This is a genomic window from Methanoculleus sp. 10 (assembly GCF_913757945.1).
Lineage (GTDB): Archaea > Halobacteriota > Methanomicrobia > Methanomicrobiales > Methanoculleaceae > Methanoculleus.
Genome location: NZ_CAJYDP010000005.1, coordinates 1 through 24775 on the forward strand (window position 1 = coordinate 1; position 24775 = coordinate 24775).

General features: G+C 64.2%; 19 protein-coding genes, 2 tRNA genes and 2 pseudogenes. 13 read left to right on the forward strand and 10 right to left on the reverse strand.

Features of this window, described 5'->3' with window-relative positions:
- Nucleotides 1–239: pseudogene (locus QZ408_RS06835) on the reverse strand (transglutaminase domain-containing protein); the annotation flags it as partial.
- A 377-nt stretch (nt 240–616) separates the two neighbouring features.
- Between QZ408_RS06835 and QZ408_RS06840 the strand changes: the two are divergent.
- The gene (locus tag QZ408_RS06840) at nt 617–1120 is read left to right on the forward strand and encodes a hypothetical protein (protein WP_292490500.1); all 504 of its coding nucleotides are present in this window, start codon (nt 617–619) and stop codon (nt 1118–1120) included.
- 365 nt (nt 1121–1485) lie between these two features.
- Here the strand turns inward: QZ408_RS06840 and QZ408_RS06845 are convergent, their stop codons facing one another.
- The gene (locus tag QZ408_RS06845) at nt 1486–3069 is read right to left on the reverse strand and encodes a sodium:solute symporter family protein (RefSeq protein ID WP_292490501.1); all 1584 of its coding nucleotides are present in this window, start codon (nt 3067–3069) and stop codon (nt 1486–1488) included.
- Nucleotides 3059–3187: a symporter small accessory protein gene (locus QZ408_RS14865; RefSeq protein WP_365995714.1), complete on the reverse strand. Its 129-nt coding sequence runs from the start codon at nt 3185–3187 to the stop codon at nt 3059–3061. The genes QZ408_RS06845 and QZ408_RS14865 overlap by 11 nt, the downstream gene beginning before the upstream one ends.
- A 283-nt stretch (nt 3188–3470) precedes the next feature.
- Here QZ408_RS14865 and QZ408_RS06850 point away from each other — a divergent pair, with 283 nt between their 5' ends.
- Together QZ408_RS06850 and QZ408_RS06855 are read left to right on the forward strand one after the other, a co-directional pair.
- Complete coding sequence (locus QZ408_RS06850) at nt 3471–4211, forward strand: SRPBCC family protein (RefSeq protein ID WP_292490503.1); 741 nt, start codon at nt 3471–3473, stop codon at nt 4209–4211.
- Nucleotides 4212–4730: 519 nt separating this feature from the next.
- Entirely contained in the window at nt 4731–5111 is a 381-nt protein-coding gene (locus QZ408_RS06855; RefSeq protein ID WP_292490504.1) for a hypothetical protein, read from the forward strand.
- A 159-nt stretch (nt 5112–5270) separates the two neighbouring features.
- On the opposite strand, the gene QZ408_RS06860 is transcribed toward QZ408_RS06855, so the two are convergent.
- From QZ408_RS06860 to QZ408_RS06875, 4 genes are all read right to left on the reverse strand, one after another.
- Nucleotides 5271–5342 (reverse strand) — tRNA-Arg (locus QZ408_RS06860).
- A 34-nt stretch (nt 5343–5376) separates the two neighbouring features.
- Complete coding sequence (hypD, locus tag QZ408_RS06865; protein ID WP_292490505.1) at nt 5377–6426, reverse strand: hydrogenase formation protein HypD; 1050 nt, start codon at nt 6424–6426, stop codon at nt 5377–5379.
- Between the two features lie 64 nt (nt 6427–6490).
- Nucleotides 6491–7423 carry a radical SAM protein gene (locus tag QZ408_RS06870; protein WP_292490506.1) on the reverse strand — a complete coding sequence of 311 codons (933 nt, stop codon included), beginning with the start codon at nt 7421–7423 and terminating at the stop codon, nt 6491–6493.
- Nucleotides 7424–7496: 73 nt separating this feature from the next.
- On the reverse strand, nt 7497–8678 hold the full coding sequence (locus QZ408_RS06875) for a hypothetical protein (protein WP_292490507.1): 1182 nt from the start codon (nt 8676–8678) through the stop codon (nt 7497–7499).
- A 444-nt stretch (nt 8679–9122) separates the two neighbouring features.
- On the opposite strand from QZ408_RS06875, the gene QZ408_RS06880 reads away from it, so the two are divergent.
- The 5 genes from QZ408_RS06880 (at nt 9123) to QZ408_RS06900 (ending at nt 12718) form a co-directional block, all read left to right on the forward strand.
- Nucleotides 9123–9854 (forward strand): sugar phosphate isomerase/epimerase family protein, encoded by a 732-nt coding sequence (locus QZ408_RS06880; protein WP_292490508.1) that lies wholly within the window; start codon nt 9123–9125, stop codon nt 9852–9854.
- Between the two features lie 90 nt (nt 9855–9944).
- Nucleotides 9945–10017: transfer RNA gene (locus QZ408_RS06885), tRNA-Thr, on the forward strand.
- 655 nt (nt 10018–10672) lie between these two features.
- The gene (locus QZ408_RS06890; RefSeq protein WP_292490509.1) at nt 10673–11842 is read left to right on the forward strand and encodes an aminotransferase class V-fold PLP-dependent enzyme; all 1170 of its coding nucleotides are present in this window, start codon (nt 10673–10675) and stop codon (nt 11840–11842) included.
- A 22-nt stretch (nt 11843–11864) separates the two neighbouring features.
- Entirely contained in the window at nt 11865–12182 is a 318-nt protein-coding gene (locus tag QZ408_RS06895) for a hypothetical protein (RefSeq protein ID WP_292490510.1), read from the forward strand.
- The gene (locus QZ408_RS06900) at nt 12179–12718 is read left to right on the forward strand and encodes a class I SAM-dependent methyltransferase (protein WP_292490511.1); all 540 of its coding nucleotides are present in this window, start codon (nt 12179–12181) and stop codon (nt 12716–12718) included. The genes QZ408_RS06895 and QZ408_RS06900 overlap by 4 nt, the downstream gene beginning before the upstream one ends.
- 160 nt (nt 12719–12878) lie before the next feature.
- Here QZ408_RS06900 and QZ408_RS06905 read toward each other — a convergent pair whose 3' ends face one another.
- Both QZ408_RS06905 and QZ408_RS06910 read right to left on the reverse strand, forming a co-directional pair.
- Nucleotides 12879–13721 carry a hypothetical protein gene (locus tag QZ408_RS06905; RefSeq protein ID WP_292490512.1) on the reverse strand — a complete coding sequence of 281 codons (843 nt, stop codon included), beginning with the start codon at nt 13719–13721 and terminating at the stop codon, nt 12879–12881.
- A gap of 128 nt (nt 13722–13849) precedes the next feature.
- Nucleotides 13850–15045 (reverse strand): annotated as a pseudogene (locus QZ408_RS06910) (Xaa-Pro peptidase family protein).
- A 105-nt stretch (nt 15046–15150) separates the two neighbouring features.
- Here QZ408_RS06910 and QZ408_RS06915 point away from each other — a divergent pair.
- A complete protein-coding gene (locus tag QZ408_RS06915) occupies nt 15151–15897 on the forward strand; it encodes a class I SAM-dependent methyltransferase (protein WP_292490513.1) in 747 nt (248 codons plus the stop codon).
- 232 nt (nt 15898–16129) lie between these two features.
- Here the strand turns inward: QZ408_RS06915 and QZ408_RS06920 are convergent, their stop codons facing one another.
- On the reverse strand, nt 16130–17575 hold the full coding sequence (locus tag QZ408_RS06920) for a cation-translocating P-type ATPase (protein ID WP_292490514.1): 1446 nt from the start codon (nt 17573–17575) through the stop codon (nt 16130–16132).
- Nucleotides 17576–18217: 642 nt separating this feature from the next.
- Here QZ408_RS06920 and QZ408_RS06925 point away from each other — a divergent pair.
- The 4 genes from QZ408_RS06925 to QZ408_RS06940 all read left to right on the forward strand — a co-directional run bounded on the left by QZ408_RS06925 (nt 18218) and on the right by QZ408_RS06940 (nt 24438).
- Complete coding sequence (locus tag QZ408_RS06925) at nt 18218–19594, forward strand: PAS domain-containing protein (protein ID WP_292490515.1); 1377 nt, start codon at nt 18218–18220, stop codon at nt 19592–19594.
- A 28-nt stretch (nt 19595–19622) separates the two neighbouring features.
- Complete coding sequence (locus tag QZ408_RS06930; protein WP_292490516.1) at nt 19623–21173, forward strand: PAS domain S-box protein; 1551 nt, start codon at nt 19623–19625, stop codon at nt 21171–21173.
- A 271-nt stretch (nt 21174–21444) separates the two neighbouring features.
- Nucleotides 21445–23313: an MASE3 domain-containing protein gene (locus tag QZ408_RS06935; RefSeq protein ID WP_292490517.1), complete on the forward strand. Its 1869-nt coding sequence runs from the start codon at nt 21445–21447 to the stop codon at nt 23311–23313.
- A 291-nt stretch (nt 23314–23604) separates the two neighbouring features.
- Nucleotides 23605–24438 carry a DUF364 domain-containing protein gene (locus QZ408_RS06940; protein WP_292490519.1) on the forward strand — a complete coding sequence of 278 codons (834 nt, stop codon included), beginning with the start codon at nt 23605–23607 and terminating at the stop codon, nt 24436–24438.
- The last annotated feature ends 337 nt before the right edge of the window (nt 24439–24775 follow it).

The window sequence follows — 24775 nt, forward strand, 5'->3', positions numbered from 1 at the left end:
CGTGCCTTATCCGTATCGCCGGCACCGGTGTAGAGGGCATAAGCCTCGGCAAAACGTTCTTCAGCGATCCGGTAGCTGGCGTTCGCGTATGCGGCCACCCCCCGGGCATACGCCTCGTCGGCCGGTGAGGCAGAGGGCGCACCGGGTATGTTCTCTTCTGTTGTGGCAGCGCATCCCGCCGTAAAGAGGAGAAGGAAGGCGGATACAACCAGAAGCGCGGTGACTGTGCGGTAATTCATAGAAGAGAAGAAAACGTGAGTACCGATAACCCTTTCTCTTTTTTCCGGAGGCTTTCGCCAGGTCTTTGAGGATTTTCTCACGATATCTCACCCAGCCGGGCCGGCGCCAGTCCGGCAGCCGTTTCAGATCCCACCGGGCGAGGCGGCCGCTCCCTGGCCCTGCGCCCCGATGGGGGCGGTGGGAACCCCTTAATCCTGAGAGGAGATCCGCCCCCCCACCCGACGGGCAGGATCATCGTACATGAACGAGATCATACCAGAATTATCGGCTAAATCGTATTTCAGGCGGGGACAACGGATGGTATGCGGTCAACTGCAACGTCGACGGAGCACAGGTCTACTTCGAGAACCAGTACCAGGGGGAGATCCAGGGCGGCGTGCTATACGTCCCGGTCTACACCACGGGAACTCCTTATAAGACCTACCGCGTCGAGAAGGGCGGGTATGTCGCCCACCACGGGAGTATCAACTCGGTCCCCGGTAAGGGCGAGGTCTTCGACCTCTACGCGACCTTGAACCCGGTCCAGACCCCTGCACCGATCGGCGGAGATGTCGGCTGGTACACCGTCCACGCCAACGTCGACGGCGCAACAGTGATGTTCGATAACGAAGTCGAGGGCACTATCAGCAAAGGCGTCCTCTCGGTGCAGGTCTACACGACCGGTACCCCGTATAAGACCTACACCCTGACAAAGGACGGGTACACGGCCTATACGGGCTCGATCGACCGGTACCCCGGCAAGGGCGAGACGATCGACCTGTACGTGACGATGAACCCGGCGCCGGCTCCCACCCCGAAGTCGCCGCTCTCCCCGGTTCTCGCCGGCTGCGCCCTGCTGATCGTCGGGCTGCTGCTGGCTGCGGGAAGAAAGAACAACTAACCTCTCTCACTCTTTTTTGCGGCAGTTATCGCCCTGGATCGGGGGAATGGAGCCCCGTTATCCAGCCGATCCGGGATTTCCGGCATCCGGCCACCCAAAATTCCCACAGAGCACGACGTATGTCCCCCTACTCCCGCATGCCCGCCGCCGTGGATTAGCGATGGATACCGTCAATCAGGATGCAGGGGAGCGGCGGAGGTTCATCTCCACCGCGTTCGGGTCCGAGGAATGAGGGCGCTTGCGGTAGCGGACTCACCCTGGCGACTCCTCCTCATATCCGGGGGAGCAACCGCGCAAGACCCATTCGACGCGAAACGCCACGGCACATTCCTGCCGCTAAAAAGAATCCGGAGGTGGAGCCACCGTCAGGCAGCCCCGGCCGGCCCCTCCGTCTCTATGGATACCCTGTGGCGGTCAAGCACCAGCCCGGCCAGCAGCACGATAGCCGAGAGGGGAAGAGCGATGACGAGAGGATCCACGGCCTGCCACGGCATGGGGAGGATCGCCGGCACCCCGAAGAGGAGGTTTGACAGCCCCATCGGTTCCGACTCCTTGATGTGGACAAATGCGGTCCATATGAACCAGGCGGCCGCTCCGGCGACCAGGCTCAGCTTTGCAGCGCGGAGCGACGGCCTATTGCTGTACATCGCATGGGCATAGGCAGGCAGGAACGCCGATGCGCAGAGGCCCATGAACATCGCCGTCGCCCGCGCGATGATGCTGCCGGGCATGACGAAGGCCAGGATGACGCTTACAATGATCATGACGACGGTCGCGACCCGGATCCGTCCCATCGACCTCTTCTGAGCACCGGCACGCTGCAGAACATCGAACCCGAGCGATGTTCCCATGACGTGGAAGAGCGAACTGAGCGTGGACATCGCGGCGGCAAGGAGCGCCAGCATGAAGATGACGATGAAGAGGTCCGGCATCGACGCGTTGATGAAGTTGGGTATGATCGTGTCGATGTTGCCGTCGGTGGCGGCTGCGAGAGCGATCACTCCTTCTGTCTGGTAGAAGTATACGTTCGTGAGCGCGCCGACCGTGAAGGCGACCCCGGTCATCATGAGGATGAACGGCCCGCCGACGAGGACCGCACGGTTCAGCGACCGGTTGTCCCTGACGGTCATGAACCGGACGACGAGTTGAGGCTGCGCCAGCACCCCGATGCCCACCCCGAGAACGAGCGTCGTCACCATGGTGAGCCAGATGGATGATCCGAGCGCCGGCATAGAGGCCCACCCGGTCATCCCTCCGGCGGCAAGCCCCTGCGGGACGAGATTCGACATCGCATCAAGGGCGCTGTTTGCCTCGACAATGCCGCCGAGGGAGACGTAGGTGAGCACGAGAAGGATGGTCATGCCGACGAGCATGATCCCGCCCTGCAGCGCATCCGTGTACATGACGGCGATGAGCCCGCCCAGTACAACGTAGAGGGCGACGATCGCGGCGAACGCGATGAGCGAAGTGGTGTACGGGACCTGCAGCGTGCTCGTGATGAACTGGGCCCCACCGATCAGGATCGCCGCCGTATACAGCGGCATGGCGATGACGATGACGATCCCTGCGGCGTACTGCATGAACGGCGACCGATAACACTTCCCCATCAGGTCCGGGAAGGTTACGGCACGGAGTCTGCTCCCGATACTGCGGGTCCGTTTTCCGAAAAAGACGAACGCGATGAATATGCCAAGCCCGATATTCAGGACGGTCAGCCAGATCATTCCCATCCCGAGCTGCGCCGCAACCCCGCCGAAACCGATGATGGCCGATGTGCTGATGAACGTTGCACCGTAGGAGAGGGCAAGAACGACGGGGTGGACCTGCCTGCCGGCAACCAAGTAGTCGTCATCGCCTTTTGTCCGGCGGTAGCCGATATAGCCGAGCGCTATGGTGGCGATGAGATACACCAGCGTTACTGCGACGAAGATGCCTGTATTAACTGCCATCCCGTTGCTCCTGTGTGCCGCGATTCCAGTTCAATAAGCCGTACACTACGCATGCGAGCGTGAATCCGAGCGCAAGCAGATATCCGACCCAGATAGAGGGATCACTGATTCCAAACATAACAGATCACCTGCCGGTAACGGAAAAAACCGTTACATTACACGGGAACTGGCAAATCGGCCGGTTCCCTAACTAAATATAAAGAAGAATACGTTCTGCACGTGCGTGCAACGGTAGGACTCTCTGCCGTTACCAATCATCGAGTACCTAAGCACTCTTCTATGAATTCTCTTTATTTAAATCTTTCTATTCTTTCTTTCCCGTTCTGGGAGGAGACAGCGCCGTAGCCGGATATCTCCCCGGATATGAGCCTGATCGGAATGCGTGCCCCGGTAACGGCGGATTGCCCCCTGCACGGGCCGCCATGGTAGCCGTCTTCGAGCGGGAGATGTCTGCGGCGGGTTATCCGTCGGGAGCGATTACGAGCAGTGGGAGCGCACGTTCCGGCCAGAAGCCGATCTTCCGGGCCGTGTCCGACGATACCTGCGGCGACCTCATCCGGATCCAGCAGGTCTGGCAACCCGGCAAGGGCCACCGGTATGTTTATATGCGCCGGGTCGCCCTAGGAGCGCTCCCGAGGGGTGACAGACCAATGGTGGAAACCCAGCAGATTGAACCCGGAAAGCAGGAGATCATCCTCGCGCAGGTCTTCGACGCGCCGCGTGAACTTGTATGGAGGGCGTGTACGGATCCGGATCTGGTATCGCAGTGGTGGGGGCCAAGGAACCTCAAGACTACAGTCGAGAAGATGGACGCGAGACCGGGCGGCCTGTGGCGCATCGTCCAGCGTGATGCCGAGGGCAACGAGTACGCGTTTCATGGCGTTTTCCACGAGGTTACAGAGCCCGAGCGGCTTATCTACACCTTCGAGTACGAAGGCATGCCGGGCCATGTCCTGCTTGAGATGGATACGTTCGACGACCTCGAAGACAGGACGAGGATGACGACTCATCTGGTCTTCCAGTCGGTCGAGGACCGCGATGCGATGCTCCAGCAGTCCGGGATGAGGGAGGAGATGGAAGAGACCATGGACCTTCTCGCGGAACTCCTGGCATCACAGAGATCTGCGGCGCCGGCACGGTAACCCGGAGCAGCCGCTCCTGCCGGTTCGCCGCTGTGTGCGGCTCTATCCTGCAGGGGCCACAGGCTCTCCATGAGCGGCTCCACGTCAGACCGTGCGCGATAGGCGCCGTGCAGGATGACGCGCTCCCGGTGGCGGGGCGATGCACAACCGGCGCTTGGATAATCGTTCTCCGCGGTGCAGCGCACGAGGAATTCCTATCCGGCCAGGGCCGGTTGAACCTCCCCGGAAGGTTGAGCCCTGAACACCCGCCGGCCGTCCCAAAGATCGCCGCCGATGTTCTTTCTCCCGGTCCTCGCTCTTCTGTTCCCGCTGCTCGGCCGGATGCCGCTCCCCGGACCGGTGCACCTTCCCGTGAGTTCGCTCACGGCCGTCTGTTCACCGTACCCGTTCTCCATGTGTCGCAAAAGGTGTGGCCGAACGCGACCGATGCGCATAACTTGCGGGCGGGTACGATGCACTGCAGGGACATACGCGCGGGGCTGACGGTATAGCCCCGTTATGGGAGAGAGGGAAGAAAGAATGGAACTGCACCTCGTCCGGGATTTTGGAACCGGCGATATCGAGACGATCGAGATATCGCCTGCGGTCCTGGAGATCGAAGTTGAACCCCGTATGGCCGGGGAGGCTGACCGGATACTCATGGTCCATTCGGTCCCGGGGAGGTTTGCCTACATAACAGGACCGTATCCCGGCCGATTTTGTGTCGAGATAGGCGAGTCCGGCGACCTCGACCGCATCGGCGAGGCCCTCCTGGAGATTACGGAACTCTCGGGCGGCAGCCCGCCCCCCTACGCCGTCAGGGACCTCTACCGGCGGCGGGAGGAGACGATCGTGAGGAAGGAGACCGATACCATCGAGGACGAGATCGCGCTGGGGCTCTACGACGACGAAGACCTGTGATCGCCCTGCTGTCCCACCTCCCGCCGCGTTCCCCGGTGCACGGGACGGTGTTTCCGGACACCGGAGAAGCCGCCGATCCGGGAGGTAATCCGGGACCATGCGCGCTGGGTCCCCTCCCTGACGACCACGCTCTTTGTGAACTTGTATCAAAAATCGAAGCGCCCCGGCCGGGATTCGAACCCGGGTCGAAAGCTCCGGAGGCTTTCAGGATATCCACTACCCTACCGAGACTGCCATATGATGTTGTCCTGTATGGTATAAAAGGTCAGCGGAGGGGAGGGCTTGACGCTCTCCGCGACTCGTAGAGATGCCATATCTTGCACGCCCCCTCGTGGCTGACCATGCAGGGGCCGACGGGGGTGCGCGGGGTGCAGGCCTTCCCGAAGAGCCGGCAGTCGGATGGCCGGGCGACGCCGCGCAGCACTTTGTCGCAGATGCAGGCCGAGTGCTTGTCCACGTGCCGGATAGCGACGTCGTGCTTCTTCTGCGCGTCGTAGCCCTCGAACTCCTGCTTCAGGCGGAGGCCCGACGCCGGTATCACGGGAAAGCCGCGCCACTCGACATCGAAAGGTTCAAAGACCTCATACATGAGGCGTTTCGCCTTGACGTTCCCCTCCCGGGAGACCGCGCGCGGGTAGGCGTTCTCCACCCGGCAAATCCCCTCGCGGACCTGCCGCACCGCCATGAGGAGGCCGAGGAGGATGTCCTCCGGCTCGAACCCCGCGACGACCTGCGGGACTCCGAACCGCTCGTACTCCTCGTAGCCCATGACGGTGCAGACATGCCCCGGGAGGATGAACCCCTCAAGCGCCGCCTCTCCCCGGGCGAGGAGCCACGCCATCGCCGGCGGGACGAGCCGGTGGCAGGAGAGGATCGAGAAGTTCTCCGGCGGACGGGAGAGGATCGTGGCGGCGACCGTCGGCGCGGTGGTCTCAAACCCGACCGATATGAAGACGACCTCCCGGTCGGGCTCCCGCTTCGCGATCTCCACCGCCTTGTGGACGCCCTGCACCACCCTGACGTCCCCGCCGCTCGATTCGAGCGATCCCGTCGACCCCGGGACGCGCAGCAGGTCGCCGTAGGTGGCGACGGTGCAACCCCGCTCCACAAGGTCGAGCGCGGCATCGATCTCGCCCTGCGGCGTGATGCAGACCGGGCAGCCCGGCCCCATCACGATCCTGAGGCCTTCCGGAAGGACGCTCCGGAGCCCGGCGCGGGCGATCGCCGCCTCGTGGGTGCCGCAGATGTGCATGAGCGTTATGTCCCGGTCGACGAGAGCGGAAAGCGTCGTGAGTATATCCTTACCAACCGCCATGGATCCTCATACATATCTTTCGCCGGTACGGCATATTCGTGCCGGTAGCGGAAACGGGCCGGGTTCAGGCCGCCCGGTAGAATACGCCCCTCTGCTCCCGTACGGACTTGACCGCCCCCTTCTCCACCAGGATGCGGAGGCACTTCGTCACCTCGGCCGGCCGGAGGCCGGAGAGCCGGGAGAGGTCGGTGACGGTGCAGGGACGGCGCCGGAGCGTGGCAAGCAGGATATCAACGACCTCTTCCATCTCCGGCACCATCGCCGGTTCATCCGGCGCCGCCCCGATCACCTCCGCGTTCCCGCCGATGACCGCTGCGACCCGCGCAAGGGTCCGGGGGGATGCCGGTCTTACCCGGATATCGGTACCGGGCCGGTCGAGGGTGTTCACCTGGACGCGGTCGGGCCCGATGGCGGCGATGGCGTCTCTCAGGCGGAGGAGTTCCTCTTCCGTGTCGTTCTGGCCCGGGACGATGAAGACCTCAAGCCAGATCGCCCCGGAAAACTCCCGGGTGAAGGCGGTGAGCCCCGCGATGACCTGCCCGGCGGTGATGCCGGGGGAGGGGCGGTTGAGTTCGCGGAAGACATCTTCGGAGACCGCATCGAGCGACGGCACGACAAGATCCGCCCGCATCAGGGCGGTCCGGACCTCCGGGTCCGCAAGAAGCGCGCTGTTGGTCAGGACCGCGACGCGGTAGCGGGGGTAGCGGTCTTTGATGAACGATATGATGTCGCCGATCCCGGAGTGAAGCGTCGGTTCCCCGGAACCGGCGAACGTGACGTAGTCGAGGTCCGGCGCCTTTGCGAGACAGTCATCGATCTCCGCGATGACCCGGTCCGTCGGGACATACTCGCGCCGCTCGCAGGTGAGGTTGGTCGTCTGCCCGCACTCGCAGTAGACGCAGTCGAAGGGGCAGGTCTTCGGCGGCACCAGGTCGATCCCGAGCGATCTGCCCAGGCGCCGGGAGGGGACCGGGCCGAAGAGGTAACGGTATGCCATAGGGTATCATCAGGCTGGTTGGGAGTGAGAGCTCATCAGCGTTCACCCCGGGGCAACGGCGGGCGATCTGCTCTCACGCATCGCCGATCTTGAGCATCCTCTTACAGAACTGGTCGACCGAGGCAAAGATCGCCTGGTTGACGCCTATCGGACGGGCCGGGGCGTCGGCGGCGGTGACGAACAGGAGCAGGTCGGAGTAGTAGTTCAGCGAAGGATACCTCCTGCGGAACTCGTCGAGGCAGAGGCCCGCCTGCTCTTTTCTTCCCCGGAGAAAGGCGTAGGCGTAGTCGATGAGGCAGAGGACGTGGCCCGGCAGTTTTCTCTCCTCCGCAAGCGTCCGGAACTCGTTGAACTCCCCTTCCCGGGGGAGGTAGAGAGCGGTCCGGAGACCGTAGTAGATGGGCTCGGCGTCGTCGGGGAACCGTTGAAGCATGTCGCGGATGAGGCCCAGGGCATCGGCAAGGTCGCCCTGCTCGAACTTGAGGTTGTACGCCTCCCGGTAGAAGAGCATGTCGCCCGGGAACCGGACGAGGCCGATCTGGAGCAGTTTCACCAGCACCACGCTGTTGTTGTCCTGTTTTGCCCGCGAGAGCCCGATCTCCAGGAACCAGCGGTTATCCGGTATCCACTCGGTCGCAAGGAAGATCATCACCCAGAACGGTTCGGCGAGCCACGGGTCCTGCTCGAGTTCCCCCCTGACCAGCCGCCGGAGCCCCGGCCGGAGCTGCCCGAGTTCGTCGAGGTGCTGGCGTGCGAGTTTTAAGTAGTTCCACCGTTCCGCGGCCGAATAGCCGGGCTCGGTCGATCCCTCCTTGTAGAGGGCGTAGTAGCAGTAGGCGTGCCAGCATCCCACCACGGCATCGTGCTTCCGGTACGGCTGGAGGTAGGTCGCCGCGCGAAGCGGCATCCCGATCTTCATCAGTTTGACGGCGGCTGCAAGGTGGACGCCGGCCTTCCGCTCTTTCCTCCGCTTCATACCGCAGGCGATGTCGCAGACACGGTTGACGAACTTCACGTCTCCCGCCCGCGAGCTCGCGTCGAAGACCCGGTAGGCGATCGCATCGATGAACTCATCATGCGCGGCGTCGGGGATGGGGATTCCCGCCCGGTCGAGGATCGTGACGACTTTTCCAAAGAACGAGGGGAAGTTCTCGTCGATGGCTTCGGCGTTGGACTCGATGAAGGAGAAGATCTCGGCCTTCGATCTGTCGAGCTGGTTTGAGATGACAACCTCCGGGATGAAGCCATCAGCCATATTCAATCATATCGGAAGGGATTATCATAAACCATGCGGATTGGCCACCCGCGCCGCTGGTGTTGGGCCTCTCCCGGCGGCCCTGCATGCCGGAGCGACGGGCTGTCTCAGCACTTCGCTAAGGTTGAGAAAGCCCGCCCTTAGAGGTCAAACCATCGACTTCCCTTCGCGCTCTTCGCGGCAACGCCCGAGTTAACCGTTGCGGATAGCGATTCAGCCTCGCGCGTTGAGCCGCGTTGCCGCGAAGCCCGGTGTCCGGGTGCTGTCAACTCCGCATTAAGGCGTCGCGCGAGACCGCACCGCTCGATGCCGGGTGCCAGCATCAGCGAAGTGCTCCGTCTTCTCCGGCACGGCGGGGGAATATGGGGCGGGTCGCGGCTCCGGAACTGGTGCCGGCAGGCACATATGCCGAATCTATTTATCGTCCCGGCCGGAATATCCTGTATGTTTGGCGTCTCCACCTACTGCCTTCACCATGAGCCGCTCTCTCGCGCGCTCGAGAGACTCGTTCCCATAACCGACTGCGTGGAGGTGATGGACGAGGGGCTGCACTACCTGGAGAGTGCGGAACCGCTTGAGAGTTACTCGTATCTCTACTTCATCCACGCGCCGTCCCGGGGGGTCAACATCGCAAGCATCCTTGAGCCCATCCGGCGGGCGAGCGTCGAGGTCCTGACGCAGACGTTCGCCATCGCCGCCGAGGTGGGGGCGGACGTGGTCATCCACCCGGGCTACTACGCGTGGAGCCAGGAGCGGGAGCGGGCGGCGGGAAGGTTCCGGCAGTCGCTCGACGAACTTACGGCGGCGGCCGCCGACCTTTCGGTCACGTTCTTCATCGAGAACATGGGGAACTGGGAGTATTTCTTCCTGCGCTCCTGCGAGGACCTGCCGCTCATCGACGGGGTCGGGCTTGCGCTCGACGTCGGCCACGCGCACCTGAACGGGTGCCTGGACTGTTTCCTCACCCACCCGGCGGCGCACTTCCACCTGCACGACAACAACGGCACCGCGGATACGCACTCCCCGGTCGGCGCCGGGACGATCGATTTCGTGGCCGTTATGGATGCCGTCGCGAGGAGCAACGTCATCCCCATCGTCGAGGTGGAGACCCTCGACGGGGTGACCGCGAGCATAGCCGCGCTCGCGGCGATCGATGCCGCGGGACAGGGTGGATAGGGCCGGCCGGGCGATGATCCGGTATGCTGTTCTCCCGGCATCAGCCGTAACCTTTTATAGGGAAAACCTCCAACATAATTGGTGCGTTGCGCCTCAGTGGCTCAGTCGGTAGAGCGCGTCCTTGGTAAGGACGAGGTCGCGAGTTCGATTCTCGCCTGAGGCTCTGTTCTTTAGGTTCAATCCTTCTTTGAACGTAACTTCAAACTCCCCGGCAGGTTCGCCGGGAGGTCCGGGCTGGAGGATTAGTGCAACGATTCTCAATTACCGGTACGCTCAACGGGGGAGAGGATCGATCTTTTTTCACACCATCCGGGGGTTTGCATCCCGGGAGACGGCTTTTCCCCGGTATCGCCACGTACTGCCCCCCCTCCGGGGGGCGGGGGCCGGCCCCGCCCCGGGCGGGGTGGGGAAGGCCGAAGAAGGGTGCGGATACCCACCTGCGGGGCGGGGACGGGTATCCCTGCGAAGGCCGGGCCCGGTCCCCGAAGAAGCCCGGGGCGATGCGGGGGGGTGGGGTTGCCAGGTCCACTCCATGGGGAGATCCGGGATCCCCCGCGGCGAACCGGCAGTAGCAGGACAAGCCTGGAAAACCGGGTTCTGGCCCCTCTCCGGGAAACCGCTGCCAGCACTATTCCTGCGGAGGGGACGGAGGGGAGCGCTCCGTCTGGGATGGGACGAAGGCCAGATAGGGTCTGTTCATCTGGAATCGATGCACTAGTGGCAGGTAAACCAGGCAGTTCCCGGGCGCGGCGAAGGATCGCATGGAGGAAACGATCTCTTTTTGCCTGTAGGAGACAGACCCTCTGGAAACGAGTTTCATGGCTGACCGCCCGCCGATCATCTACTTAAACAACGCCGCGACGACCTGGCCGAAACCCCCGGAGGTGCTCGAGGCCGTCAGGCAGTCCCTTGCCCTCCCGGTCTTCGGGTCGGGGAGGACCACCGGGAGCCAGGGAGAGGACTATATCACGCTCGCCCGGGAAGCACTCGCAAGCCTCCTTGCCGCGGATCCGCCGGAACACGTGGTCTTCACCCCGAACGCGACCGACTCCTTAAACATCCTCATCCAGGGATTCCTCGCCGGATCTGAGGCCGACTGCCGTGTCCTCACGACCGAACTCGACCACAACTCGGTATTGAGGCCGCTTCACGAGCTCGCACGGCAGGGCCGCATCCGGCTGACGGTCCTCCCCTTCGAGGACGGCACGGTTCATCCTGATACGGTCGAAGCGGCTGTAACGCCCGATACCCGGCTCATGGTCACGGCCCACGGGAGCAACGTGCTCGGGTCGGTGCAGGACGTCACCCGCATCGGGGAGGTCCTCCACGACCACGGGATCTCCTTCATCGTCGACGGGGCGCAGACCGCCGGCCATATACCCATCGACCTCCGGGCTCTCCCGGTCGATGCCTACGTCTTCACCGGCCATAAAGGCCTCTTCGGTATCCCGGGCACCGGCGGGTTCTACGTGCGGGACCCTGAAGCGGTTCTCCCCGTCCGGTACGGCGGGACCGGGACGGACTCCTTCTCGCTCTTCCATCCCCGCGAGATGCCGGAGCGGTTCGAGTCCGGGACCCACAATTACCCCGGCCTTGCGGCCCTCGCGGCCGGGGCGAACTATGTCGCATCCGTTGGGGTGGAGAAGATCGCAGAGAAAGCAGAGCGCCAGGCGGCGCTCCTTATCGAGGAGTTGAAGAATGAGCCGAACATAACGGTCTACAACGAACACCCCGCACTGCCGATCGTCTCGTTCAACATCCACGGCATGGAGAACGATGACGTGGGGTTCATCCTCGCCCGTGCCTACGGGATCGTTGCCCGCACCGGGCTCCACTGTGCGCCTCTTGTGCACAGGGCGATCGACGACGGGATTGGCTCCGTGCGGCTCAGCCTCTCCTGGTTCACGACAGATGAAGAGTGCCGGATTGCAGCCGGGGCGGTAAGGGAGATTGCGCACCATGCGGATTCTTCGGTCTGTTCGTCATAAATCCTGTGCTGACGGCTCCTTCATGAAGGAGTACCTCCTCGACGCCCCGGTGACCGCAGAGTTCTTCGCGTATCTCGGGAACTTCGGGAAGGTTGAAGCGCTCCAGAACATCGGTGAAGGGTTCTATAAGTTCGAGAAAGCCGACTGGTTCTCCATCAAGGGGTTGAGCGGTGACACCACCGTTGAGGTCAGGTTCAAGAAGGAGGTGATGGACCTGACGGCAGATTTCCTCTACCTCCTTTTCTCGGCGTACCGGGAGGGAGCGGTGGACCTCACCCGCCCGAAACAGCGGGAAGAGGCGGTCGGGAACCGGGTGAGAGAACGCCTGTACGGGCCGTGAACGACGGGGATGCGCGATTGCCCGGGGATGTCTTCGAGCAGTTTGCCGAGGATTACGATCGCTGGTTTGATGAGCACAACGCCGGGTACCGGGCGGAACTCGCCCGGGTCCGGCGTCTCCTTCCCCGCCCGGACTCCCGTGCCGTCGAGGTGGGGGTCGGGTCCGGGCGGTTTGCCGCGCCCCTCGGGATCAGGTTCGGGATCGAGCCCTCGCGGGCCCTCGGCCGGATGGCGCGGGAGCGGGGGATCGAGGTCATCCAGGGAAGGGCCGAATCGATCCCGCTCCGGGACGGGGCATGCTCGTCGGTTCTCCTGGTGACGGTCATCTGTTTCCTGGACGACCCGGTCAGGGCATTTCTGGAGATCCACCGGATCCTCGCACCGCAGGGGACCCTTGTGATCGGATTTCTTGAACGCGAAGGAGCAGTTGCCCAACAATACCGGCATGCGGAGGGGAAACACAGGTTCCTCTCCCGCGCCCGGTTCTACTCATCGGGGAGGTTCTGGTTCTCCTCGGACGCACCGGGTTTTGCGTGACTGAGGTTGAGTCAAAGGCCGGTTTCACGGTCATCGCTGCAGAGAAGAACTGAATAGACAGGGTTGCGCCCGCCCTGACCGGGACTGCCGGCACCAGGCCGCCCGGAAGACGCATTCCGGCGCATGGACCGCGTCCATGGAAAAGGAAAATTTCCGCAGGTCAGTACACGCCCTTACCCGTCAGGAGAACCCCCCTCACCGGGTAGGTGCCGTTGCACGCGCCTCTGAACTCGTGACGCAAACTCTCGGAGTACGAATTTGACTGCCAGCCGAGAACCCACCACTGGTTCGTCCCCAGGAATCCGCATGAGATGGCAAGGACGTTGTCGTCGTCGGCATCAAACGAGAGGATGAACGGCACCTCCATGATATACCCGGACGACCCGGGGCTCACGTAATAACCGTCCGTGGGTCCGCCGGAACTGCTGAGATTGCCGACAATCCGGTACGGCGCAAGCAGGGGTTCGGTTCCTATCGGCGTTCTGGTGTCGATCTCATGGTCGGGACCGGTACCGGGCACATAGAGCTCCATCTCAACGAGCACCGGTGTCTCCTCTGAATACCGGTTCGAATAGATTTGAGTGGGTTTGGGGAGCTCCGACTCGTTCTGCCCCGGCATAATCGGAATCGGCGTAATACGGTTTCTATAGACGGGATCGATCCGGTCGGCCGAGATATTCAGCATGGGAATGTCGTCGACGTGCTCGATCGTTACTGATATGTTGTCCCGGTCGAAATGGCTGAAACTCGCACGGGAGAGGTCAAGGGGTGTCACGTTCGCTCCGGTCTTGGGGTCGTACCGGGAAGGAAGAGGGATCAGGAGGACCGCATCTTCGATAGGCCCGGACGTGGAGATCGTCAGGTCGTAGTGATACGACGACCTGAAACTCTCTGATGCGGATTGACCAAGATTTGCTGCAAGCAGCGCTATACATACGAAGAGGATGACCGCGAGAATGCCTGCCGCGATGAGCACCTTCCTGAGAACGTTCATACGATTCATCGCTACCGATTAACATTGGGGAGTTGACGGTATTATACCCGCCCGGTTTCAGTGCAGCCCTCTTTCACGGCACGAAGGCCCGGATACGCGCTACCGGGGCGTCCCAACCGGTTCTCCCTGTTCTCCCCTCACTCCACCGGAACCAGCCCGGCATTCTTCCCCGTGATGCACCGGCCGCCCCCGCGGACAACCACGAAGGTGTTCTCAATCCCGACCATCCCGACGCCCCGGATCCCTTTTTGGGTTCGAGGGCGATCACCATCCCCTCCTCGAGCGGCTCATCAAAACCCCGGGCGATCACCGGCGCCTCGTCGACGGCGAGGCCGATGCCGTGGCCCAGGAACTGCGCCCGCCGGTCCCCGAACCCCATGAAGTTCTCGAGGAACGCAGGATCGAGGCCGTCGATCACCGTCTCGTAGATCTCTGAGGGTGCAGATCCCCGGCCGCAGCAGCGTAGCAATCTCGTCCTGGACCTCCACGCACCGGTGATGGGCCTCTATCGCCTCATCCGGGAGCGACCCCTTATACACATAGGTCACCGTCTTATCGGTGTGGTACCCCTGCACCCCGCACGCGCAGTCGACGAAGACCAGGTCCCCCGCCCTGAGCCTCCGGTCAGGGCTGCCGAGGACCGGTGCGCCGGGGGCCGCCCCGCGGCACCCGCCCGGCCCGTCGAAACAGGTCGGGTAGAGAGAGTTCTCTCCAAAGCCGAGCTGACCGAGGACCATCTCCGTCCCGAACCTCCCGAACCGGGTGATGCCGTGATGCCCCTCCCGGACCATGAGGGCAGAAGACCTCGCCCCCGAGTTCCGCCTCGCTCATCCCCTCCCGGAGCATCGCGGGGACGCAGTCCTCGAGCACGTGCCGGTGAATCCTCCCTGCCCGCTCCATGATCGCGAGTTCAAAGACGCTCTTTTTCGCCCGGACCATCGCCGCCTGAGTATCGAGCGACTCGTATCTCCGTGAAGGGAAAGTACTTCCGGAAGCGCTCGAGCAGCGCGAAGGGCACGATCTCCGTCTCGACGTGGACCGTTCCCGGGCATGCGCCCATCCCGGCTGCCGCATCGCGGAAGGTCTTCATCGGCCGGATATCGGGGAAGAGCGACTCGTCCTGTGCCCGCTCGTAACTCCGGCGCACCCAGAACACGGCTTCATCGGTGCGGGGGACCAGGAGAACGCCGTCCTGCATTGTCCCGGTGAGGTAGAACTGGTTCACCCTGCCAAAGATTGCGGCAAACTCCCATGATGGGTTTTCCGTGTCCATGCGGAGCCTGAACCGCTCCATGCGGTCCCGGAGTTCGGAAGCGGGAGTCTTTCGCTCCATACGCATGATTGGACGGCGCTGGTATTTACGATGACGGGGCGACGGCAGCAGACCGCCTGCTCCGTACCGTGGGAGTTTATAGGGTCGCACGACGCACAGGGAGTGATGGATAACTTCATTTTTACCATGTACGAAGGCCATCCCCGCCAGGGGCCGGGGAGCAACACGTGTACGAGAAAGGCTTTCTCTCTGCTCGCCGACCTCCCGCCCCATCCGGAGATCCTGGACATCGGGTGCGGGACCGGGATGCAGACGGTTGAGCTGGCCCGGATCTGCCCCGGCTGTCGCATAACTGCCGTCGACATCCACCAGCCGTACCTGGACGAACTTGCCCGGAGGGCGGCATCGGCCGGGGTGGATGACCGGATCATCACGGTCCGGGCCTCGATGGACAGCCTCCCGTTTCCTGACGCGACCTTCGACGTCCTCTGGGCGGAGGGCTCGATCTTTGTCATCGGGTTCTGGGAGGGACTTGTCTCATGGAAGAGGCTCCTCTCGCCGGGCGGCTACCTCTGCCTCACCGAGGCCGTCTGGTTCACGGAGAATCCCTCACCGGAGGCGGCGGCGTTCTGGGACGAGTGCTACCCGGCAATAAAAACGGTCCCGGAGAACTGCGCGATCGCCGGGCGTGCCGGCTACGAGGTCGTCGCGACCTTCCCGCTTCCGGAGTCGGCATGGTGGGATGACTACTACACGCCGCTTGCCGGACGGCTGGACGGCCTCCGGACGGCAGCCGCCGGCGATCCCGGCGCGGAGGCCCTTGTCAGGTTTGCGGAGCGGGAGATCGCCGTCTACCGGAAGCACGCCGGCGAGTACGGCTACGAGTTCTTCGTCCTCCGAAAGAACCGCTGATCCCCCCGCCTGCCGCAGCCATGAATGCCGGATACACCATGGCCCGGAAGAGGACGACGATACACCGGAGAGAGAACGCGTGCTGTCGTGAACAGCGGGTCTGGAAGCGCCGGCGAGGTTGTGGTGCAGGAGCGCCCCGCACCCGCCATTCGTCCCCGACCCCGGCCCCGACCGGGCGCTGAGATCGGCGGTTGCAACGGAGACCCGGTCCTCTCCTCGAGTCCGGCGCCGCTCAGGTGCCGGCGCCCGGCCGGCCTATCCTGAGAGCGTTTGCTATGACCGCAAGCGAGAGCCCCATATCCCCGAACGCCACCGCCATCCAGAGGGTGACGAGGCCCAGGACAGCGAGGGCGGCGATACCGAGTTTCACAATGACCGCGGTGGCGACATTCTGCCTGACGACCGAGACCGTCTTCTCCGAGAGAGCCACAAGGTAGGCGACCCGGGATATGTCGTCTTCCATCACGACGATATCGGCCGCGTCGATAGCGACGTCCGACCCGATGGCCCCCATCGCGACCCCGACGTTTGCCCGGGCGAGCGCCGGCGCGTCGTTCACGCCGTCGCCGACCATCACCACGAGCCCGTAGCGGTCCATCAACTGCTCGACCATCGCCACCTTCTCCTCCGGCAGGAGGCCGGCATGACATTCGTCGATCCCGATGCGGCGGGCAACCGCCTCCCCGACGCGCTCGTTGTCCCCGGTGAGCATCACCGTCCGGATCCCCCTCGATTGGAGATCGGCCACCGTCGTCCCGGCATCCTCCTTGATGACATCCGAGAGGGCGAGAAGCCCCATGACCGCCGAGTCGGTGCCGGCGATGACGACGGTCTTTCCCTCTCCCTCCAGGCGGTCGTACTCCGCTCGCCATACCCCGTCCGCTGTTCCAGCGAAGAGTCCTTCGTTCCCAAGGAGGTAGGCCGTGCTCCCGATCTCCCCCCGGACGCCCCTGCCGGTGATCGATACGAACTCTTCCACCTCCAAAAAGGCGGCCCCCTCTTCCTCCGCCCGCCGCCGGATCGCCTCCGCGATCGGGTGGCCGGAGCGCGACTCAAGCGATGCGGCGATCGCAAGCACCTCGGCCGCCGGCACCCCGAAACCGATGACGTCGTCCACCTCAAGCCTTCCGGTCGTGAGCGTCCCGGTCTTGTCAAAGACGACCACCCGGGCAAGCCCTACGGTCTCGAGGGAGTCCCGGCCCTTGATGAGCACGCCGTTGTGCGCCGCGGTCGTGATCCCCGAGACCATCGAGACCGGGGTGGATATCGCGAGCGCGCAGGGGCAGGATATGACGAGCAGGATCAGCGCGCGGTAGAACGCCTCAAGGAACGGGATGCCGAAGGCGAGCGGCGGGACCACGACAAGGAGGGCGGCGACGAGGATGACCGCCGGGGTGTAGTAGCGGGAGAACCGCTCGATGAACGCTTCGGTGGGAGAGGTGTGGGCCTGGGCCTCCGCGACCAGCGCCACGACCCGGGCAATCGTGCTCTCCTCTTCAGGTTTTGTCACCCGGACCTCAAGGTAACCCTCGACGTTCCGGGTCCCGGCGTAGACCCCGTCTCCGATGCTCTTTGGCACCGGGACGCTCTCCCCGGTGATCGCCGCCTGGTCGACGGAGGACGCGCCGGCCGTGACGACGCCGTCGAGCGCGATGGTATCGCCCGGTCTCGCGATCACGGTCTCCCACGCCGACCTCGCCGACGCCGACGGTCACTTCTTCGCCGTCCCGCCGGACCCGGGCCATCTGCGGCGCGATATCGAGGAGCGATGCTATCGAGCGATGCGCTCTCCCGGCCGCGTACTCTTCCAGGAACTCGGCAATGGCATAGAGGTAGAGCACGGTCGCACCCTCGGCGGGGTTCGCGGTCAGGAACGCGCCCGCCGCCGCGATGGATATCAGCACGGCAATGCTGAACCGGAGCCGGATGAGGGCGAGGAGCCCGGTCTTCAGGACGTCGTAGCCGGATATGACCGCGGCGGCGATCAGCAGGGCCGTCCCGGCGAGGGGGTATGGGGTGAAGGAGCCGACGAGTATCCCCAGAAGAAGGAGGACGCCCGAGAGCGCGAAGACCGCGATCTCCCGGCGGCCGACGGCCGGCCCGTGAATCTCGCAGATCCCGGCCCGGCAACGGGGGCAGGACGGGCACGCCTCATCAGCGGCCATGGCCCGCCTCCGTCCCGCCGGCCGGGGAGCGGCAAACCCCGGCAGCAGCCCCCGGGGTGCAGGTCTCTCTCATACCTGTACGGATCTTGGCTATGCTGGATTTAAAAGATGATGCCGGTGATGAACCATAAAATTGACCAGGCAGAAACGTTATAATGGGATCGCACCAAGTGATCGGGAAACCATCCCGTACAGTGTACCCGGGTTCCAGCCGGAAACGACTGTTAACCCTGCTCCTCTTCCTGCAGGACCAGACGATGCCTACACCAGATTTCACCGCGCCTCCCGGGGACGATCCGGGAGTCCCTGCCCCGCTCGCAGATGAGACGGTCCCCTGCAGTATCTGGATCTGCGGACCCGGCGGCGAGGCGCTCCATCTCCCGGACCCCTGCCTCGACCCCGCCGGGACGAAGGCCGATGAGTGCCGGGATACCGGATGGGTGGGGGGGTTCACCCGGAGGATCTGCGGGCAATGCTCGCCAGCCGGGAGCGTTCTGTCGCTGCCGGCACGCCGTGGAGTCACAGGTATCGTATTCCGGGGCGCCGACGGAGAGTACCGCACCGTCGCGAGCAGCGGTATCCCGGTCAGGGACGCCGCCGGTCAGGTCGTCCTCTGGGTGGGGGTCACCCTTGACATCACCGGCCGGGACGAGCCCGGCGGGCAGGTGAGGGAACTCTGGACTCTCTCCGCAATCGCCCGGGTGATCGAGGAAGGCGATGCCGATCCTGAGGAGATCTTCCGGCGGGCGGCGTGCCTCCTTCCCCGGGGGTTCCGGCACCCGGAACGGGTATCGGCACGGGTCGTGCCCGGGACCGTCGCCCCGGGGCCCGGAAGGATCGTCGCCGGGCACCTCGTGGTCGAGTGCCGGGAGAGGCCGGAGGAGACGGGAGATCCTTTCCTGCCGCAGGAGCGCGACCTCGTCTGCGCCGTCGCCGCGATGCTTGAGGCTGCCGTCGCGCCGGGGCACGGGAAGACCGGGATCTCCGGGCAGGAGTACCGCCTCCTCTTCGATCATATGCTGGACGCCGGGCTCCTCCTTGCGATCCTCCGCGACGGCTCCGGGAGCCCGGCCGGTTTCCAGGTCATCCAGATCAACCACAAGGCCGAAGAAGTTCTCGGGCGCCGCCGGGAGGAGGTCGCCGGGGAAGACCTCGCCGCGGTTGTCCCATCGACCAGCCCTGCTACGCTCGACCTCCTGTATCAGGTCGCCGGGACCGGGATACCGGTGCACCGCGAGGTCTACGACCCGGCTCTCGACGCCTGCTACGAGCTGAAGGCATACCGGCCGGAGTACGACCGGCTCGTCGTCATCGCAGATGATATCACAGAACGGCGGCGGGCGGAAGAGGTGCTCCGGGAGCAGCGGATCGCCCTCGATAACCGGGTGAGGGAACTTGCGGTCCTCTACTCCATGACCGGCATCGTCGAACGGCCCGGGATAGCGGTCGAAGAGGTCCTCACTGGAGGTTGCCGCCACCCTCCCCGCCGGCTGGCTCCACCCCGGGGATGCCGCCGCCCGGATCACTCTTGACGGCCGGGAATACCTCTCAGCCGGGTTCGTGGAGACCTGCTGGAAGCAGGAGAGCCCGATCGTCGTTCACGGCCGGATCACGGGAGGGTGGAGGTCTGCTACCGCCACGAAGCCGGAGGAGGATGAAGGGCCGTTTCTTGCCGAAGAACGCTCCCTGATCGATGCCGTCGCCGAGAGGCTCGGCCGGACTATTGAGCGGGTGCGGGCAGACGAGGCCCTCCGGAAGAGCGAGGAGAAGTACCGCCTCCTCTTTGAGAAGATGCTCGAGAGTTATACCCTCTATGAGGTGATCCCTGACGATGCAGGAAGTCCCGCCGATTACCGCATCATCGAGCTGAACGAGAAAGCTGCCGCCGTCTTCGGCCACAGCCGCGACGAACTGGTCGGGCGGCGGCTCTTTGATATCTTCCCGGCGATCCGCGAAGGGGCCGGCGTCATCTACGGGGAGGTCGCAGAGACAGGCGTTCCGGCTCAGCGGCGGTTGCAGGAGCCGAAGACCGGGCGCTGGTACGACCTGCACATCTACCGCCCGGGATTGGGAGGCTCGTCGTCACGGGACAGGAGATCACCGGGCAGAAGAAGGCTGAACTCGCCCTCCGGAAGAGCGAGGGGAGGTTCAGGGGATCTTCGAGCAGGCAGGGACCGGGATCGCGCTCATCGACCCGGAGGGAGGATCATGAGGATGAACCCGGCGTTCGTGCGCATGTTCGGCTACGACGAGGACGAACTGCATTCCATGCTCTTCCAGGACCTGATCTACCCGCCCGAGAGGGAGGCGGCCTGGGCTCTCCTGCGCAAGACGGCCTCAGGGGAGAGCGCCCGCCGGGAGAAGCGCTACGTGACAAAAGACGGCAGGATCATCTGGGGCCGGCTGACCACATCGCCGCTCTGCGATCCGGAAGAGAAAGGGCTCGTCATCGGGATGGTGGAAGACGTCACCGACCGGAGGGAGATGCAGAACGCGCTCCGGGAGAGCGAGGAGCGGTTCCGGGAGATCGCCCAGCGAAGTTTCGATATGATCTATACCTGCTACGCTGACCGGGGGATCACCTACATCTCCCCGGCCGTAACGAGGATCCTCGGTTATACCCCTGAAGAGATGATCGGGGTGCAGTGCAGTGATTATGTCCTCGAGAAAAGCCGCCATGAATGGCTGGAGGCCGATGCCCGGATTGCCCGGGGAGAGCCTGTCGAGGGGATGCTGGTGGAGATCCGCCGGAAAGACGGGACAGCCGCCGCCGTCGAGATGAATGAATCCCCGATCATGGAGGGCGGCAGGGTGGTCGGCGTCCAGGTCGTCGGCCGGGACGTCTCGGACCGGAAGCGCTATGAAGATATGCGGCTGCAGGCGTTCTACCAGATCGAGCAGAACATCGAACAGTTCGCGGTCCTCGCGGACCATATCCGCCTGCCCCTGCAGGTGATCCTCGGCATGGCCGACCTGACCGATGACGCGAAGACATCGGAGAAGATCCGCGAGCAGGTGGAGCGGATCAACGGGATCGTGAAGCAGCTTGACGAGGGCTGGGTCGAGTCCCGCGAGATCCGGGAGTTCCTGCGAAGGAACGAACTGGTGTAGCGCTCGGTGGCCGCTCGCCTCCCGGCTCCGGGTTAACATCCGGGCGGGATCGTTCTCTCCGGAAATTCACGTGGTATACTCTTTTTCTCCAATGGAGCGTTACGCTTCGTTTCTCCTGCTGGAAAGGTTAATGGTTAGTGAGTTATATTGTACTGAGGGTAGAAACGCGGCAGGGGTGCCGGGCCGTGCAGGTATCATACTGCCGCGCGGCAGGGAGCGGCCCGGCGCCTCCCTGCCCCGTAGCCAGAAGAGCCTGATCCTATCCTGAGTCATGCAGAGCGATCTTATACAGACAGAGTCCCTGACCGGATACCATCCCCGGAGCGGCGCAGATATCCGGCAAGGCCGCGCGGAGGAGGGTGCCGCGGAACCCGGCATATGGACGTCGTTTGTTGTCTTTACAGTGCTTCTTGCCGCCCTCGCAGCGACCAGCCTCTACAACTACCTCCTCTTCCACACGATCGCCGAACTCGTCGCCGTTGCAATAGCGATAGCGGTCTTCACCGTTGCCTGGAACGCCCGGACGATGCGGGAGAACAGTTACCTGCTCGTCGCCGGCACCGGGCTCCTCTTCGTGGCCGGGATCGGGCTGGTCCACACCCTTGCCTACGAGGGGATGAGGATCTTCGTCGGCTACGACGCAAACCTCCCGACGCAGCTCTGGATCGCATCCCGCTACCTCCTTGCCGGGACGCTGCTCGCCGCGCCGCTCCTGCTCAGGAGAAACCCGGGTCCCCGGCGGGTCCTTGCCGGGTTTGCCGGAGTAACCGGGGCCCTCCTCCTCTCGATCTTCGTCTTCCCGGTCTTCCCCGACTGCTACGTCGAGGGGCTGGGGCTGACACCGTTCAAGGTCTGGAGCGAGTACGTCATAGCGGTCCTGCTCGCCCTCGGGGCCGTCGCCGTCTACCGGTTGCGGGACGTCTTCTCGCCCCGGGTGGCGGGCCACCTGGTCGCAGCCATCCTCGTGCTGATCGCATCAGAGCTCGCCTTCACGCTGTATACCGATGTTTATGGGCTCCTGAATATGGTCGGCCACCTCCTGATGGTGCTCTCGTTCGGGCTCATCTACATAGCCTTCGTCGAGACCGGGATCCGGCAGCCCTATGCAGTGGTCTTTACTGGTTTAGCGAGAAGCGAGGAGCGGCTGCGGCGGGAGAAAGACCGGCTCGGGCAGTACCTGGATATCGCCGGCGCCCTCTTCGTCGTCCTTGACCGGGACGGCCGGGTCGCCCTCATCAACCGCCGGGCGTCCGAGGTCCTCGGCTGCCCGGCGGATGAGGCCGTGGACGAGCCCTGGTTCGAGCGGTTCATCCCCCCGGGGGAGCGGGAGCGCTACCATGCGCTCTTTTGCGAGCTGATGCAGGGCGATACCGGGGCCGGCGAGTACGTGAGGGCCCCGGTCCTCACCACGGACGGCGGCGAGCGGATCATTGAGTGGCACAACACCGTGCTCCGGGGCAAAGACGGCGCCGTCTGCGGGACACTCAGTTCCGGGGAGGACATCACCGAGCGGCAGCACGCAGAGGAGGCGCTCGGCCGGGCGAACGCCAAGCTGAACCTGCTCTCCGGGATCACCCGCCACGACATCCTCAACCAGATCACCATCGCACGCGCCTACATCGACTTCGCCGCGGAGGACAGCAGGGACCCCGTCGTCCGGGCCCACCTGGGGCGTGCCCGGGCCGCGGTGGAGGAGATCCAGAAGCAGGTCGAGTTCAGCCGGGACTACCAGGACATGGGCGTCGCGGCGCCCGCCTGGCAGCGGCCGGAGGAACTCATCCGGGAGAGCGTCGCAGACCTTGCCCTCCCGGCGGGGGTCCGGGTCCGGACGGACCTTGGGGACCTCGAGATCTACGCGGACCCGATGGTGAAGAAGGTCTTTTACAACCTCATCGACAACGCCGTCCGCCACGGCGGGAGGGTGACGGAGATCCGGTTCTCGTGCGCGAGGTCCGGGCAGGATCTGCTGCTCCTCTGCGAGGACGACGGCACCGGCATCCCGGACGGCGAGAAGGCGGCGATCTTCCGCGAGACATATAAGCGGCGGTATGGGCACGGGCTGTTCCTGGTGTCGGGGATCCTCGGGATCACCGGGATGACGATCCGGGAGACGGGGTCTTTGGGGAGGGGCACGGTTTGAGATCACCGTGCCGAACGGGGGGTGGCGGGGTGGGGACGGTGACGCATAACTCTGCAGACCGGCGATCAGGAATATACTATTATAATTGGCCATAAGTAAAATCAATATGGTTAATAATCCTTGGCGCTGCACGTATGGCGGGTGCAGGTCGATATGACGAGTGACGTTTGCCGGCCGGGGCCGCGCGCGTGCCGCCCTGGCTCCCGCCCCTCCCCGCGCGGCGAAACCCCGCGACGAGACCGTGGCGCCGTCCCGGCACCGTCCGGTTTCATCGCGGCAGGAGATATTCTGATGGGAGACGAGACGATCCTTGGTGAGACCATCCGGATCCTCGAGGAGCGCCTCGGGGAGAGGATGGATGATGTGACGGTCGAGCGGGTGGTTGTGGGGGTCTTCTTCGCCGGGGTCAAACTCAGTACGGGCCACGGAGGTATCTGCGCCACGCCCATAAAGTCGATCCCGGAAGCTGTCTGCTGCCCGAGTTCGGCACAGGCGATGCCGCACTCAGGAAGGCTCCGGGAGCGGAGCATCAGGGCCTACGTCGCCGATGCCCTCGGAGACCGGCTGATGCGCAAGGCGCTCGGGATCGCGGTCGTGAGCGCTCTCTCGGCGCTCGCAAACGATGTATGCCCCCAGCCGGGCTATACGGTCACCCGCGGCGTCGATGCGGTCGACCTCCTCCCGCTCTCAGAGAGCGGGAACGTCGTGATCGTCGGTGCGCTGACTCCATACCTGCGTGCCCTGAAGCAGGTCGGCCAGCCGTTCCGGGTCATCGAGATGGATCCCCGTACGCTCAAGCCCGATGAGCTCCCGTTCTTCGTACCGGTTGAGGAGACTGACCGGGTCGTCCCGTGGGCTGACACCCTGATCATCACCGGGACCACGCTGATCAACGGGACGATCGAGCACCTGCTCGAACTCGCCCGGCCTGAGGCCACGGTGGTCGTGCTCGGGCCTACGGTGAGCATCCTCCCCGACGCCCTCTTCTCCCGCGGCGTGGATATCTCGGGCGGGGACATGGTGACCGACCCCGACCGCCTCCTGGACATCCTTGCCGAGGGTGGGTCTGGTTATCATTTCTACGGGAAGGGGGCCGACCGGATCGCCGTCCGGCGGTCTTCGTGAGCGCACGAGAGGGTGCATTTAGAGCCACTCCCGGGCACGGCTCATTCCCGGCTATCGCCATGCACTGCCCCCGCCCCCCGGGGGCGGGGAGGAGGCCGGGCCGGGTGGGGTGGGGGTTGCGAGTATCGCTACCCGGTGAGACAGGGGGGGGACAAGCCCCTCCCCGTCAGCCCCCCCCAGTTGCGATAGCCACCACGGTCCACTGCGGGGACAAAACCGGGAAGGCCCGTGCCCGGGCCATTCTTCCACCTGCGGCCCCGGACACGGCTCTTCGGGGAGGAGGCCGGAGGCGGGTGGGGGCTTACAGGTATCGCCTTGCTTGCGGGGAGGGGAGTCC